Here is a 13452-nt window from a genome sequence, read left to right on the forward strand (position 1 = left end):
GGGTGATGGCGGCGCGCGAGGGCCTGACCTGGGTCATGGGCTTCCTCGCCTTCGGCACAGTCGCGATGCTGCTGTTCGCCTTCAGCCCCGGCATGCTGGCGATCTCCATCGAGATCGCCGCCCGCATGGCCTTCCTGCTGATCCTGCTGGCGGCGGCCCTGCCGTGGATCGGGCGCGGCCAGGGCCTGGATCCGCACGCGCTGCCGGACGACCTGCTGCCGGTCGCCTGACTCTCCTCCCCCGTTTCACGGGTGAGGAGAAGACGCGTCACCTAACAGCACCTTCATTTGCGTTGCGGACCGTTTTTCGCGACCATCGTTCCATGACCCAGGTCGATCCCGCTTCCGATCCCGCCGTCCCGCCCTCGCTGCAGGACGACAAGACCATGCCGCTGGTGGTCTACGCCCTCTATCTGGCCGGGCTGATCTCGGCCGGCATGACCGGCGTCGTCGGTGTGATCCTGGCCTATGTCAGCAAGGACGCCGCGCCCGAATGGCTGCGGAGCCACTACCAGTTCCAGATCCGCACCTTCTGGCTGTCGCTGCTGTTCAGCCTGATCGGCCTGGTGCTGACGCCGGTGGGGATCGGCTTCGTGATCCTGCCCGCCGTCTGGGTTTGGGTCGCGGTGCGATGCATCCTCGGCGTCTCCTGGCTGTTGAAGATTCAGCCCTACCCCACGCCCCGCAACTGGATGATCTGATGAGCGACGCCGCCCAAGCCGCAACCGACCGCGTCCAGGAAGAAGACAAGGTCCTGCCGATCGTGGTCTACGCCCTGTATCTGCTGGGCTTCATGAACGGCCTGACCTTCCTGGTCGGGCTGATCGTCGCCTACCTCAATCGCGAGACGGCCGGACCGATCAACGCCAGCCACTACACCTTCGCGATCCGCACCTTCTGGCTGTCGATCTGGTGGTTCCTGATCGGCCTGGCCCTGTTCCTGGTGGGCCTGGCCCTGGCGGTGCTGCTGATCGGCATCCCGATGCTGGTCGCCGGCGGCGCGATCATGGGCGCGGTGGGCGTGTTCTTCGCGGTCCGCTGCATCATGGGCCTGGTCTATCTGCTGAAGGGCGAGGCCTATCCGCGGCCGATGTCCTGGCTGGCCTGAGACCACTTCCCTAACGGCATGACGGTTTCCCAGGCGCCGGACGCGCGCGGCGCCCGTTATGACGTCGCTTCGCGCCGGGCCTTCCCCTGACGGTTGAGACCGCTCGACGCGGGGGCGGGGCTGCGCTGACCTCCCGCTCCTTACGAACGGTCATGGAGGGGGCGACATGATGGCTCGACTCGTGGGGATCATCCTCGGGGTGGTTCTGGCGACATCGGGGTACGTCATCGCGGGTTTGGGCGTCCTGGGGGACTGGGCTCAGAACCTCGATCTCGGACCTTTCGAGCCACACCGCCCGTTCGTGGGCTGGGCGGCGGCGATCACGGGGGCTGTGCTGATCGTCGCCGCCCTGACCCCGCGCCTGAAGCCCAAGGCGCGGCGCAGGCCGACGCCGACCGACCTGGGCGAACCGCTGGCCACGCCGGTGATGGCCGTCGAGCCGGAGCTCGAGACACCGGTCCAGGCGCCCGAACCGAAGCCTACGCCGCTCGCCGCGCCCATCGTCGCGGCCGCCTTGCCGACCGTCGTCGCGCCAAGCGAAACCTTCGAGGGTCTGCGCGCCCAATTGGTCACGCTGAGCCGTCAGGAGGCTTGGTCTCCGGCGGCCCAGGTCCTGAACCGCCTGCTGCGCCTGGCCGGCGACGATCGCGAGAAGGCCCTGTCGCGCCGCGACCTGGGTGACTTCGCGCGCGGCCAGGGCCGTCTGGACGAGGCCGCCGAGGCCTATGAAGAGGCGGTCAGCTACGCCCGCGCCGTCCACGCCGCCAAACCCGATGACTTCGCCGGCGCCGATCTGCTGGCCGGCGCCCTGTCCGGGGTCGGCGACGTGGCTGAGATGGAGGGCCGCCTGAACGACGCCCTGTCGGCCTTCGAGGAGGCCCTGGCCCTGCGCCGCTCGCACGGCGGCCGCGAAGCCGCCGATCCCAACGCCAAGCGCGCCCTGTCGGTGTCGCTGGAGCGCCTGGCCGACCTGCGCGAGGACCGAGGGCACCGCACGCGGGCCCTGGACCTGTACCGCGAAAGCTACGACGTGGCGGCCCGGCTGGCGGCCGCCGACCCGACGCGGTTCGGCGCGGACCTGGCCTCGACCCGGGCCAGGTTGGCTGAACTCGAGGCGAAGGTGGCGGGGTAGGTAACCCCCACCACCACCCTCCACGCCCGTCATCCTCGGACTTGTTCCCAGGACCCCTCGTTCAGTCGAGTTGCCGGTCGATCCTTGGAGCGGAGCGATCGCGGCTCACCTCTAACCGACAGCGCRGCGGASACAGGGGTCCTCGGAACAAGTCCGAGGATGACGGGCGTCGAGGGTGTCAGCACTCAACCCCTACCGCTTGATGCTCAGCAGCTCCTGCAGCATCTCGTCCGCCGTGGTGATGATCTTGGAACAGGCCGAGTAGGCGCGCTGCGTCGTGATCAGGCCGGTGAATTCGATCGACAGGTCCACCGTCGAGGCTTCCAGGGTGGAGGGGGCGATGGCCCCCGCGCCGCCCTCGCCCGGCGCCTTCAGGCTGAAGCCGCCGCTTTCGTTGGTCACTCGGTAGGCGTTGCCGTTGACCGCCTTCAGCCCATCCGGATTGGCGAAGGTGGCGATGGCCACCTGGGCGATGCGGCGCGTGACGCCGTTGTCGAAGATCGCCGAGACATAGCCCTGATCATCGACCTCGATATTGGTCAGGTTGCCGAACGCCGTGCCGTTGGTGTTGACCGACTGGACCACCGACTGGCTGTTGAACTGGGTCAGGCCGCCGGCCGCATTGGCCAGGTCGATCTGGATGTCCTGGCTGTCGATGCCCAGGCCGTCGGCCCAGCGCGGGGCCGTGCCGGTCGCCAGCGGGTCGGACGCGCCGATGCTGAGCGAGGTCGGGTTGGCGCCGCCGAACAGGTTGCCGACCGAGGCCAGCTTACCGTCGTTGGTGAAAGTGATCTTGCCCGAGCTGATCAGGCCGTTGGCGTTGTTGTCCAGGTCGCCAGGCTTGGCGCGCAGTTCGGCGTACCATTCGTTGGGGCCGGGCCCCTTGATCAGCGACAGGGTGATCGTCCGCTGGCCGCCCTTGGAGTCCGAGACCGGCAGCTGGATCTCGAAGTCCGGCTTGACGCCCTTGGTCGGGTCCAGGGCGTAGTCCGACATCGAGTTGGTCGCCGGATCGTAGGCCCCGGCCGCGACGGCGTCGGTCTTGGTGGTCATGCCCAGGTCGGTCAGGGCGACGGTCTGGCCGCCCGAGGTGAGGGTGGTGACCGGAACGGCGGCGCCGGTGGGGATGTAGCCGGTCAGGGCGCCGGTCGTGGGATCGTAGGTGGCCGTGCCCGTGGACACCACGGTTCCCGCCCGGCTGACCGACACCGCATACTGGTTGCCGGTTCCGGTCGGGCTGTAGGTGACGGCGTAGTCGACCGCGGGGGTCGCGGCGGGGGTTTCCGGCACGGCGGTCTTGGCGACCTTGGCGTTGGCGGCGGCCGACACCGTCTGCTCGGAGCGCAGGTTGGCGTTGATCCCGGCCCGGGTGGTCTTCTCGGCGGCGCCGCCGACCGTCGCGACATTGATCGAGGACAGCCGCGAAAGGTCCGACGGGTCGGTGGTGATCATGCCGGTCACCGGATCGGCCAGCCAACCCTGCAGGTAGAGGCCCGCGTCGTTCTGCAGATAGCCCAGATTGTCCAGCTGGAACGAGCCGGCGCGGGTGAACGAGCGGGTGTCCGTGGGGCTGAGTCCCTCGGGCCTCTCGGTGGTCACGAAGAAGCCGGCGCCGGAGATCGACAGGTCAAGGTTCGAGGTCGTGGCTTGGCTCAGGCCCTGCTGGCTGATGAACTGGTGGGTCTTGGCCCCGACGCCGCCGGCGCTGTAGCTGCCGTTCTTGCTCTGCGACGTCACCATCGACGAGAAGTTGGCCGAGCTGCGCTTGTAGCCGACCGTGTTGACGTTGGCGATGTTGTCGGAAATCGCGGCCAGGGCCGAGGAATTGGCGAGCAGGCCGGAAACCCCGGCCAACATGGCGCTGTTGATGCTCATGACGTGAAGAACCCTGTCCGACTATCGAGGCCGGACGCGGTGCAAATCCTGGGCGAGAAGTGGAAGTTCCAGGTATTTAAGAGTATAGATGGTTAATATAAATGCCGTTTACTATGTTTCGAGATCTTCTGCCGAGCAGTTTTTGCCACCCAGACCACTCCGACCTACTTGAACCCTCTCCCGGAGGGGAGAGGGTGTTTTCTGGCACAAAAAATCCCGGAGAGCCTGGGCCCTCCGGGATCTTCAAACTCAACGAAGCTGRAGCCACGCTTACGCCGCCACCAGCTCCCGCCGCACCAGACGCGCATATTCGTCCATCAGCGACAGCGACAGCGCGCCCGGGRTGAAGCGGAAATCGCCGATCTCCGACACCGGGGTGACCTCGGCGGCGGTGCCGACGATGAAGCACTCGGTGAAGTCGGCCAGCTCGGACTTCTCGATGTGGCGCTCGACCACCTGCACGCCGCGTTGCTTGGCGATCTGGATCACCGTCTGGCGAGTGATGCCGTTCAGGATGCAGTCGGGGGTCGGGGTGTGCAGCACGCCGTCCTTGACGAAGAACACGTTGGCGCCGGTGGCTTCAGCAATGTAGCCGCGATAGTCGACCATCATGGCGTCGGCGAACCCGTCCTTCTCCGCGGCGTGCTTGGAGATGGTGCAGATCATGTAGAGCCCGGCGGCCTTGGCGGCGGTCGGGATCGTGTTCGGCGACGGGCGGTCGTACTTGGCCCAGGTCAGGCGGATGCCCTTGGCCTTGGTCGCCGGGTCGAAGTAGCTGGGCCACTCCCACACGGCGATGGCCACATGGATCTTGGTCTGCTGCGCCGAAACGCCGATCATTTCGCTGCCGCGCCAGGCGATCGGACGCACATAGCAGTCGCTCAACCCGTTCTTGGCCGCGGTCTGCTTGCACGCCTCATCGATCTCGGCCACCGTGTAGGGGATCTTGAAATCGAGGATCTCAGCCGATTTGAACAGGCGCTCGGTATGCTCGGTCAGCTTGAAGATCTCGCCGCCGTACATCCGCTCGCCCTCGAACACCGACGAGGCGTAGTGAAGACCGTGGGTCAATACGTGCACCTTCGCGTCCCGCCAGGCAACGAACTGGCCGTCCAGCCAGATCCAACCATCGCGATCGTCGAAGGGAACGAGAGACATCGGTCCAAGACCTCCTTATTTGGAACCCGGTTCTTAGACGCTCCGAGCCGCGGAAGGTCAAACAAAATGGACGCAAGCTGATGGCCGGGCCGCTTTCCTCGGGACAATCTCCCGCCGGGATCGGGGGAGGCTCGACCGACCCGCGCCTGATCCTCGGCGAGGAGCAGCTGGACAGCGGGCTGGAGCTGCTGCTGCTGGCCGAGGCGGGCCTGTGGGCGGCGGTCGACGCGGCGCTGGAAGGCGAGGGTCCGGGCCTGGGCCGCTCGCACTGGCGCGCCGCCTTCCTGCTGCGCCGCCGGCCCGGGATCGGCGTGCAGGACCTCTCGAAACTGACCAGCCTGTCCAAGCAGGCGGCCAGCAAGACCCTGTCGGACCTGCAGCGGCTGAACCTGGCCCAGAAGGCGGCCGGCGACCTGGACGCCCGCCGGCGGCCGGCCGAGCTGACCCCCGAGGGCATCGCCTTCGAGTACCGGGTGGCCGAGCGGCTGCGCACCCTGCTGGGCCGCGCCTACCGCACCGGCGGCCTGGACGGGGTGGCCGGCGCGCGGCGAATCCTGGCGGCCCTGGCCGGACCGCGCCAAGGTGTCGGCCTCAATCGTCGGGACGGGCTATGACTCCAGAAGAACGCGCGGACCGTCACCTGCTGGTCGTCGACGACGACGACCGCATCCGCACCCTGCTCAAGGAATTCCTGACCCGCGCCGGCTTTAGGGTCAGCGCCGCGGCCGACGCCGCCCACGCCGACCGGCTGACCGGGTCGATGGACTTCGACCTGCTGGTGCTGGACGTGATGATGCCGGGCGAGGACGGCTTTTCGTTCACCCGGCGCCTGCGGGCCCGGGGCGGCGAGGCCGGCAAGACGCCGATCCTGATGCTGACCGCCCGCGACCAGACCAACGACCGGATCGAGGGCCTGACCCACGGCGCCGACGACTATCTGGCCAAGCCGTTCGAGCCGCGTGAGCTGCTGCTGCGCATCGAGTCGATCCTGCGCCGCGCCGCGCCCAGGCCCTCGGGCCCGCGCACGCTGAGCCTGGGGATCTGCGCCTTCGAGCCCGAGCGCGGCGAGCTGACCCGCGACGGCGAACCGATCCGCCTGACCGAGGCCGAGGTCGCCCTGCTGCGCCGCCTGGCCAAGGTCGCCCACGAACCGGTCGACCGCCTGGAGCTGGCCCGCGACACCGTCGACGCCACCGGCCGCGCCGTCGACGTCCAGGTCACCCGCCTGCGCCGCAAGATCGAGCCTGACCCGAAGAACCCGAGGTACCTGCAGACGGTGCGCGGGATCGGTTACCGGCTGGCGCCGGATTGATGATGGCGCGTGTTTCAGGCCCCTCCGATCTTGCAGAACGGAGCCCCCACCTTTCAGCCGTCATCCTCGGACTTGTTCCGAGGCCCCCTCGCGCCCCCGAGGTGTCGTTTGGGGAGAGGCCGCCGACCTCGCCGCTTCCCTGGTCGACGGGCAGCGCGGTTGAGGCAGGGGTCCTCGGAACAAGTCCGAGGATGACGGGCGATAAGGTAGGGCAGGAAACGGGGGGAGGACCTAGCTGATGTTCCGCCTCCGCGCCCGGCTCTACATCCCCCGCCAGATCAAGCGGTGGCTGCCGACCTCGCTGTTCGGCCGCTCGCTGCTGATCATCGTCCTGCCCGTCGCGGTGATGCAGATCGCCGTCACCTGGGCGTTCTTCGACGCCCACTGGGAGACCGTCACCAGCCGCCTGTCCGAGGGCCTGGCGGGCGACGTGGCCTGGGCGGTCGAGACCTACAAGGACGATCCCTCGCCCAAGGCCCTGGACCAGATGGCCGAGCGGGCCGAGGAGTCGATGTCGCTGTCGATCGCCCTGCAGAAGGGCCGCAAGCTGCCGACCGGCCAGCGGCCGTCGCTGTTCGCCTCGCTGGACCGCTCGCTGCGCACCGCCCTGGACGACCGGCTGGACGATCCGTTCTGGTTCGACACCACCCGCTATCCGGGCCACGTCGACATCCGCGTGCAGGTGAAAGAAGGCGTGCTGCGGATCATCGCCCCGCGCGACCGGGCCTTCGCCACCCAGGGCCACATCTTCATCCTGTGGATGGTGGTGGCGACCCTGCTGCTGACGGCGGTGGCGATCCTGTTCATCCGCAACCAGGTGCGGGCCATCGAACGCCTGGCCGACGCGGCCGACGCCTTCGGGCGCGGCATCGACCAGGCCGCCTTCAAGCCGCACGGCGCGCGCGAGGTGCGGATGGCGGCGGCGGCCTTCCTGGCCATGAAGGCCCGCATCCAGCGGCATATCGAGCAGCGCACCGCCCTGCTGGCCAGCGTCAGCCACGACCTGCGTACGCCCCTGACCCGGCTCAAGCTGGAGATCGCCCTGGCCGAACCCAGCCCGCGGCTGGAGGCCATGGCCCGCGACCTCTCCGAAATGGAGCACATGATCGACGAGTACCTGGCCTTCGCGCGCGGCGAGGGCGGCGAGGAGGCCCGCCAGGTCATGCTGCGACCGCTGATCGAGGGCGTCTGCGAGGGCGCGCAGCGGGCGGGCGCCAAGGTCGAGCTGTCGATCGGCGACGACCTGACGGCCATCCTGCGGCCCCAGGCCTTCAAGCGGGCCCTGGCCAACCTGATCGACAACGCCGCCGCCCACGGCGAAACCGTGCGGGTCTCGTCCACCGCCGCCCCGACCGGCGGGGTGTGGATCTTCGTCGACGACGACGGCCCCGGCATCCCCGAGGACCGCCATGAGGAGGCCTTCCGCCCGTTCAACCGGCTCGACGAGTCGCGGAACCAGAACGAGAAGGGTGTGGGCCTGGGCCTGGCGATCGCGCGGGACATGGCGCGGGGGCTGGGCGGGGAGTTGACCCTGCAGAAGTCGCCGATGGGGGGGCTGCGGGCGGTGTTGAGACTGCCCGGGTAGTCGGCCGCAGGACGCCCCCTCCGTCACGATGCGTATTCGCATCGCGCCACCTCCCCCGCGATGCGGGTGAGGAGGACACCGCGCCGCCCTTCTCCTCACCCGTGAAACGGGGGAGGTGGCGCGTCGCGAAGCGGCGTGACGGAGGGGGCGTCCTACCGCGCTCCTACCGCATCGCCGCTTCGATAAACCGCGGCCCCGGTTCCTTCATCGCCCGGCTCATCGCCGCGTCGAACGCCTCCGCCGTCTCGACCCGCTCCGCCGGCACGCCCAGCCCTCCGGCCACCGACACCCAATCGATGCGCGGATCGCTCAGATCCAGCAGCCGCGACGCCGCCGGGCCCGGGTCGCCGCCGCCGGTGCGGACCATCTCGATGCCCAGGATGCGGTAGGCGTGGTTGGCGAACACCACCACGGTCACGTCCAGCCGCTCGCGGGCGATCGTCCACAGGCCCTGCACCGTGTACATCCCCGCCCCGTCGCCGTTCAGGCTCAGCACTTTGCGGTCGGGGCAGGCCACGGCCGCGCCGATCGCCAGGGGGATGCCCTGGCCGATCGCCCCGCCGGTCAGGGACAGCCAGTCATGGCCCCGGGCGTTGCGGGTCTGGGTGAAGATCGGCAGGCCGGCGGTCACCGCGTCGTCCGAGATGATGCCGCCCGCCGGCATGTGACGGGCGATCGCCGCGCCCATGGCCCAGGCGTCCAGCTTGCCGGCCGGGGCCGGCGGCTTGGCGTAGGGCTCGATGGCGCCGGTCGCCGGCGCGCCCAGCACCTCGGCCAAGGCGTTGAGCGCGGCCGCCGCGTCGGTTCCCCGGTCGCTCAGGGTCAGGGTCGCGCAGCCGTCGGGGACCAGCAGGCTGGGCCGGTCGGGATAGGCGAAGAAGGCCACCGGCTCGGTGGTGGCGACCAGCACCATCAGGTCGACGCCGTCGAGATCCTTCAGGGCCTGCTCGCCGAAATAGGGCAGCTTGTCGGGTCGGAAGCGGCCCTCGCCGCGCGCCTGGCGGGCGGTGAAGGTGTCGGTCAGCACCCGCACGCCGGTGGCGGCGATCCGGCCGGCGGCGGCGACGGCGGCCTCGCCGCACGCGCCCGAGCCTAGCAGCAGGACGGGTTTGGCGGCGGCCTTCAGGGCCTTGGCGACGGCGGCGACGGCGGCCGGGTCGGGGGCGCGAAAGCGGGGCCGCTCGATCACCGGACCTGCGGTGTCGGTCTCGTTCCAGGCGCTGTCGGCGGGCAGGATCAGGCAGGCGGTGCCGCCCGGCGCGCCGAAGCTGGCGGCCACCGCTTCGGCGGCCAGGGGTCCGACCGCGTCGGCGCTGTCGGCCGACTTGACCCAGACGGCGTTGGGGGCGGCCAGGGCGGCGATGTCCGAGTTGAGCGGCGCGTCATACTTTCGGTGATCCGTGGCGTGGTCGCCGATCACGTTGACCGTGGGGGTGAAGGCGCGGCGGGCGTTGTGCAGGTTGGCCGCGCCGTTGGCGTAGCCGGGGCCCAGGTGCAGCAGGGTGCAGGCCGGCGCGCCCGTCATCCGCCCGTAGCCGTCGGCCGCCCCGGTCGCCACGCCCTCGAACAGGCACAGCACGCTGCGCATGCGCGGCTCGCGGTCCAGGGCCGCGACGAACTGCATCTCGCTGGTGCCGGGATTGGCGAAACAGGCGGTGACGCCGTTGTCGGCCAGGGTGGTGATCAGGGCGTCGGCGCCGTTCATGGTCTTCTCCGTACCGTTCGGAGCAGCTTCCGACATTTCGCCGCCAGCGCCAACGATGGTTGTTCCCAACACCCCCCGTCATCCTCGGAACAAGTCCGAGGATGACGGTTGGGAAGGTTGCGCGGGCGGCGGCGCCTGTCGCAGTCTGGCGGCGTCGAAGCGTCGCCGAAGAGCGGACCGGCCGCGGGGGAAACAACATGTCCATCAAAACCACGCTCGCGAAAGCCGTGCTGATCGCCTCGATCATCGCCGGGGTCAGCTATGTGGCGGCCTGGGATCGAGGCCTGCCGCAGGCCGCCGATCTGACCTGGAAGGGGTTGGGCGTCGGACTTCTGGCGGTCTACGCCGCCCTGAACGCCCGGACGCTGGACGGCTGGCTGCTGGTCGCGGTGATGGCGKTCGGCGCGCTCGGTGACGTGCTGCTGGGCGCGGCCGGGCTGACGGTCGGAGCGCTGGCCTTCCTGGCCGGACACCTGGTCGCCATCGTCCTCTACCTGCGCCATCRGCGGCCGAGCCCGACTCGCAGCCAGATCGCCTTGGCAGTCGCGCTGGTCCCGGCAGTTGTGATCGTGGCCTTCCTGCTGCCCGCCGATCGCGCGGGGGCGCCCGGCGTGACCCTCTACAGCCTGGGCTTGGCCCTGATGGCGGCGACCGCCTGGATCAGCCGATTCCCGCGCTATCGGGTCGGGATCGGGGCGCTGATGTTCGTGGTCTCCGACCTGCTGATCTTCGGTCGAGCCGGACCGCTGCCAGACAGCTTCGCCGTCGGGTTGGGCGTGTGGGGGCTGTATTATTTCGGGCAGTTGCTGATCTGCTTGGGGGTGGTGAGCTCACTTTCGCGGCCGGGGGCGGAGACGGGGACACGCACTCACGGCAAGGCCTCGGCAATTTGACCAAGRGTCGTAGCGTGAGTGTGTGTCCCCACCTGCGCGCGCCGGCGCTAACCGAACACCATCACCCCGTCGTCCGGCTCCTCGGCGAACAGCCGTTCCAGCTCCCCCGGCCGACGTTCCCGCGCCAGGGCCTGGTTGATGTAGCCCTTGTCGGTCAACTCGCCGGACGCCGCGTCCGGCGGACCGTCCAGCACCAGCGCCCGGACCACCTTGCCCCCGCCCTTGGCCAGGCCGTTCAACCGTTCCAGCCCGGCGCGGATCGCCGCGCGCACCGCCTCGGGCTCGCCGATCCGCAAGCAGGCCTTGGGATCGAGGAACAGCATCAGCCCCACGCCTTGCTGGCCCTCGCCGCAGACCACCGCGTCCGACACCGCCCCGGCGATCGCCGAGACCGCCGCCACCCGCAGCGCGCCGGCCACCACGAACGTGCCGTTGGCCAGCTTGAAGTTCTCGACCAGCCGCCCGTCGAACACCAAGCCGGCCGAGGGGTCCAGCCGGTCGGCCAGCTTGGCCGCGTCGCCCAGGCGGTAGAAGCCGTCCTCGTCGAACGCCGCCGCCGAGGCCTCGGGCATGTCCAGATAACCGGGCGAGACCTGGGGGCCCTTCACGCGGATCTCGAACTTGTCCGGCGGCCCGTCCGGAGCCGGGACCAGCTTGACCGCCGTGCCGGGCGTGGGCAGGCCGACCATGCCCGAGCGCGCGTTTAGCCAGTGGATGTTGCAGGCCGTCGGGCCGGTCTCGGTGGCGCCGTAGCCGGCCGCGAAGGTCACCCGGCAGCCGATCGTGCGCAGGGCCACGGCCTGGACCCGGTCGAGGATCGACTGGGCCATCGACGCGCCGCCATATTGCAGCACCCGCACCTTCTCGAAGAACCGGGCCGCCAGAGCCGCGTCGCGCTCCAGCTCGCCGACCAGCAGGCCCCAGCCGGCCGGGACCATGTTGTGGTAGCTGGTCGCCACTTCGCGCAGGTTGCGCACCGTCTCGTCGAACCTGCCGGCCAGCGGCTGGCCGGCGTCAATGTACAAGGTCCCGCCCCGGTGCAGCACCATGTGCAGGATGGCGTTGGCGCCCAGGCTGTGGCTCCAGGGCGCGGAATTGACCAGCACTGGCGGCTCGGGATCCTCGTAGCAGGCGGCGATCTGGGCGGCGTTCAGGGCGATGTTGGCGTGGGTGCAGATCACCGCCTTGGGCCGGCCCGTCGAGCCCGAGGTCAGCAGCAGCTTGGCGGTGTCGTCGGGCTTGCAGACCGGCGGCTGGGGCTCCGAAGCCAGCAGGACCTCGAACGTGACGTCGCCGTCGCCGTCGCGGGCGTTGCGGCTGGCCACCACCGGCAGGCCAGCCAGGAACGGGGCGTTGAGGGCGTCGGCGAAGGCCTCGGCGTCGTCGACATAGACCGCCGCGGGCTTCAGTTGCTCGACCGCGGAGGCCAGGCGGGACAGGTCCGCGCCCTTCAGGCCGTACTGTGGCGAGACCGGCGCGATCGGCGCGCCCAGGCTCATGGCGGCGTAGCCGATCAGGGCGTGGTCGACGCCGTTGCGGGCCAGGATCAGCAGCGGCTTGCCGCGTGACTTCCCCCCATTCCCTAGACCAAGCCCCGCCAGCCCGCCGGCCAGGCGAGCGACCTGGTCGGCCGCCTGGCCGTAGGTCACGGTCCGCCACCCCTCGGCGCCGGCGCTTGGCCGCTCGGCCAGCCACACGCGGTGCGGGGTCTGCGAGGCCCAGCGGACCAGCGGTCCGGTCACGGTCTGGACGGTGCGGGAATAGGGCGTGGGATTGCGCAGGATCAGGATGTCGCCGCGTCGTTCGACGTCCAGCGCCCGAGGCGCGTAGCGGGCGTCGCGGAACGGCGCGTGGGTCTCTGACGTCCCATCCATGAGTCGAAGTGTTAACCGTAGTGACGCGGGTGGCAATGGGCGGTTCGTTGACCCACGGTCTCGCTTCAGCGCGCCGCCGCCTGCCCTCGCCGCCGCTCCAGCCACAGACGCTCGGCCGGGGCCGGATCCAGGGCCAGGGCCTGGTCATAGGCCGCCAGCGCCTCGCCCCCACGGCCCAGCCGGGCCAGCAGGTCGGCGCGCACCGCGTGGTACGGGCCAAAGTCGCGGAAGGCGACGGAGTCCAGCCAATCCACCTCGGCCAGGGCCAGGGCGGGACCCGAGACCTCGGCCACCGCCACGGCGCGGTTCAACCGCACCACCGCGTCGTCGCGCCAGGTCAGCAGGGCGTCGTAGAGAGTCAGCACCGTGGGCCAGGGCGGCGGCTCGTCCAGGCCCGTGCGCGAACACCAGGCCGCGTGGATGGCCGCCTGCAACTGGCGGGGACCGGGCCGGCGGCGGCGGGCGGCGGCGTGCAGCAGGGCCTCGGCCTGGACGATCAGCGGCCGTCGCCACAGGGCGGGATCCTGCTCGGACAGCGGCGTCATCGCCCCGCTGTCGTCCATCCGGGCCGGGCGGCGGGCCTCGGCGTAGCGAACCAGGGCGGCGAAGGCCAGGCACTCGGGCTCGTCGGGCAGCAGGTCAGCCAGCACGGCGGTCAGGTCCAGCATCTCCTGGGCGTAGCCGGYGTGCTGGCCCGCCCCGGCGGCGTCCTCATGGGCCTTGGCGTAGGCGATCTCCAGGGTCGACAGCACCGCCCCGATCCGCTCGGGCCAGGCCTCGGGACCGGGCACCTCGAACGGGATGCCGGCCT

General features: G+C 70.2%; 12 protein-coding genes and 1 pseudogene. 8 read left to right on the top strand and 5 right to left on the bottom strand.

The features are described from left to right. The 4 genes and pseudogenes from AC1DZ6_RS06630 to AC1DZ6_RS06645 form a co-directional block, all read left to right on the top strand. Window positions 1–230, top strand: a pseudogene (locus AC1DZ6_RS06630) (hypothetical protein); the annotation flags it as partial. 92 nt (window positions 231–322) lie between these two features. Continuing rightward, window positions 323–700 carry a DUF4870 family protein gene (locus AC1DZ6_RS06635; protein WP_477096406.1) on the top strand — a complete coding sequence of 126 codons (378 nt, stop codon included), beginning with the start codon at window positions 323–325 and terminating at the stop codon, window positions 698–700. Next, complete coding sequence (locus AC1DZ6_RS06640) at window positions 700–1107, top strand: DUF4870 family protein (protein ID WP_477096407.1); 408 nt, start codon at window positions 700–702, stop codon at window positions 1105–1107. The genes AC1DZ6_RS06635 and AC1DZ6_RS06640 overlap by 1 nt, the downstream gene beginning before the upstream one ends. Window positions 1108–1273: 166 nt before the next feature. After that, the gene (locus tag AC1DZ6_RS06645; RefSeq protein WP_477096408.1) at window positions 1274–2239 is read left to right on the top strand and encodes a tetratricopeptide repeat protein; all 966 of its coding nucleotides are present in this window, start codon (window positions 1274–1276) and stop codon (window positions 2237–2239) included. Window positions 2240–2431: 192 nt separating this feature from the next. Here AC1DZ6_RS06645 and flgE read toward each other — a convergent pair whose 3' ends face one another. Continuing rightward, complete coding sequence (flgE, locus tag AC1DZ6_RS06650; RefSeq protein WP_477096409.1) at window positions 2432–4114, bottom strand: flagellar hook protein FlgE; 1683 nt, start codon at window positions 4112–4114, stop codon at window positions 2432–2434. A gap of 270 nt (window positions 4115–4384) precedes the next feature. Beyond that, the gene (locus tag AC1DZ6_RS06655) at window positions 4385–5272 is read right to left on the bottom strand and encodes a branched-chain amino acid aminotransferase (RefSeq protein WP_477096410.1); all 888 of its coding nucleotides are present in this window, start codon (window positions 5270–5272) and stop codon (window positions 4385–4387) included. An 80-nt stretch (window positions 5273–5352) separates the two neighbouring features. Between AC1DZ6_RS06655 and AC1DZ6_RS06660 the strand changes: the two genes are divergently transcribed. The 3 genes from AC1DZ6_RS06660 (at window position 5353) to AC1DZ6_RS06670 (ending at window position 8169) form a co-directional block, all read left to right on the top strand. Then, window positions 5353–5886 (top strand): MarR family winged helix-turn-helix transcriptional regulator, encoded by a 534-nt coding sequence (locus tag AC1DZ6_RS06660; protein ID WP_477096411.1) that lies wholly within the window; start codon window positions 5353–5355, stop codon window positions 5884–5886. Beyond that, window positions 5883–6584: a response regulator gene (locus AC1DZ6_RS06665; RefSeq protein ID WP_477096412.1), complete on the top strand. Its 702-nt coding sequence runs from the start codon at window positions 5883–5885 to the stop codon at window positions 6582–6584. Before AC1DZ6_RS06660 ends, AC1DZ6_RS06665 begins: the two co-directional genes overlap by 4 nt. A gap of 238 nt (window positions 6585–6822) precedes the next feature. Further along, window positions 6823–8169 carry a sensor histidine kinase gene (locus AC1DZ6_RS06670; protein ID WP_477096413.1) on the top strand — a complete coding sequence of 449 codons (1347 nt, stop codon included), beginning with the start codon at window positions 6823–6825 and terminating at the stop codon, window positions 8167–8169. A 163-nt stretch (window positions 8170–8332) separates the two neighbouring features. On the opposite strand, the gene AC1DZ6_RS06675 is transcribed toward AC1DZ6_RS06670, so the two are convergent. After that, complete coding sequence (locus AC1DZ6_RS06675) at window positions 8333–9874, bottom strand: acetolactate synthase large subunit (protein ID WP_477096414.1); 1542 nt, start codon at window positions 9872–9874, stop codon at window positions 8333–8335. Window positions 9875–10071: 197 nt separating this feature from the next. Between AC1DZ6_RS06675 and AC1DZ6_RS06680 the strand changes: the two genes are divergently transcribed. Further along, window positions 10072–10767: a lysoplasmalogenase gene (locus AC1DZ6_RS06680; RefSeq protein WP_477096415.1), complete on the top strand. Its 696-nt coding sequence runs from the start codon at window positions 10072–10074 to the stop codon at window positions 10765–10767. Between the two features lie 47 nt (window positions 10768–10814). On the opposite strand, the gene AC1DZ6_RS06685 is transcribed toward AC1DZ6_RS06680, so the two are convergent. Together AC1DZ6_RS06685 and AC1DZ6_RS06690 are read right to left on the bottom strand one after the other, a co-directional pair. Further along, window positions 10815–12641: a feruloyl-CoA synthase gene (locus tag AC1DZ6_RS06685; protein ID WP_477096416.1), complete on the bottom strand. Its 1827-nt coding sequence runs from the start codon at window positions 12639–12641 to the stop codon at window positions 10815–10817. A 65-nt stretch (window positions 12642–12706) separates the two neighbouring features. After that, the coding region (locus AC1DZ6_RS06690; protein ID WP_477096417.1) for a DUF6596 domain-containing protein at window positions 12707–13452 on the bottom strand (746 nt) is incomplete at its 5' end.

The organism is Caulobacter sp. P1_B12_2, assembly GCF_056406675.1.

What these genes read in the sequence shown, in the direction of transcription:
- AC1DZ6_RS06665 (WP_477096412.1), top strand. Translation starts at nt 5,883, where the DNA reads ATGACTCCAGAAGAACGCGCGGACCGTCACCTGCTGGTCGTCGACGAC.
- flgE (WP_477096409.1), bottom strand. Translation starts at nt 4,114, where the DNA reads ATGAGCATCAACAGCGCCATGTTGGCCGGGGTTTCCGGCCTGCTCGCC.
- AC1DZ6_RS06660 (WP_477096411.1), top strand. Translation starts at nt 5,353, where the DNA reads ATGGCCGGGCCGCTTTCCTCGGGACAATCTCCCGCCGGGATCGGGGGA.
- AC1DZ6_RS06645 (WP_477096408.1), top strand. Translation starts at nt 1,274, where the DNA reads ATGATGGCTCGACTCGTGGGGATCATCCTCGGGGTGGTTCTGGCGACA.
- AC1DZ6_RS06640 (WP_477096407.1), top strand. Translation starts at nt 700, where the DNA reads ATGAGCGACGCCGCCCAAGCCGCAACCGACCGCGTCCAGGAAGAAGAC.
- AC1DZ6_RS06675 (WP_477096414.1), bottom strand. Translation starts at nt 9,874, where the DNA reads ATGAACGGCGCCGACGCCCTGATCACCACCCTGGCCGACAACGGCGTC.
- AC1DZ6_RS06670 (WP_477096413.1), top strand. Translation starts at nt 6,823, where the DNA reads ATGTTCCGCCTCCGCGCCCGGCTCTACATCCCCCGCCAGATCAAGCGG.
- AC1DZ6_RS06635 (WP_477096406.1), top strand. Translation starts at nt 323, where the DNA reads ATGACCCAGGTCGATCCCGCTTCCGATCCCGCCGTCCCGCCCTCGCTG.
- AC1DZ6_RS06685 (WP_477096416.1), bottom strand. Translation starts at nt 12,641, where the DNA reads ATGGATGGGACGTCAGAGACCCACGCGCCGTTCCGCGACGCCCGCTAC.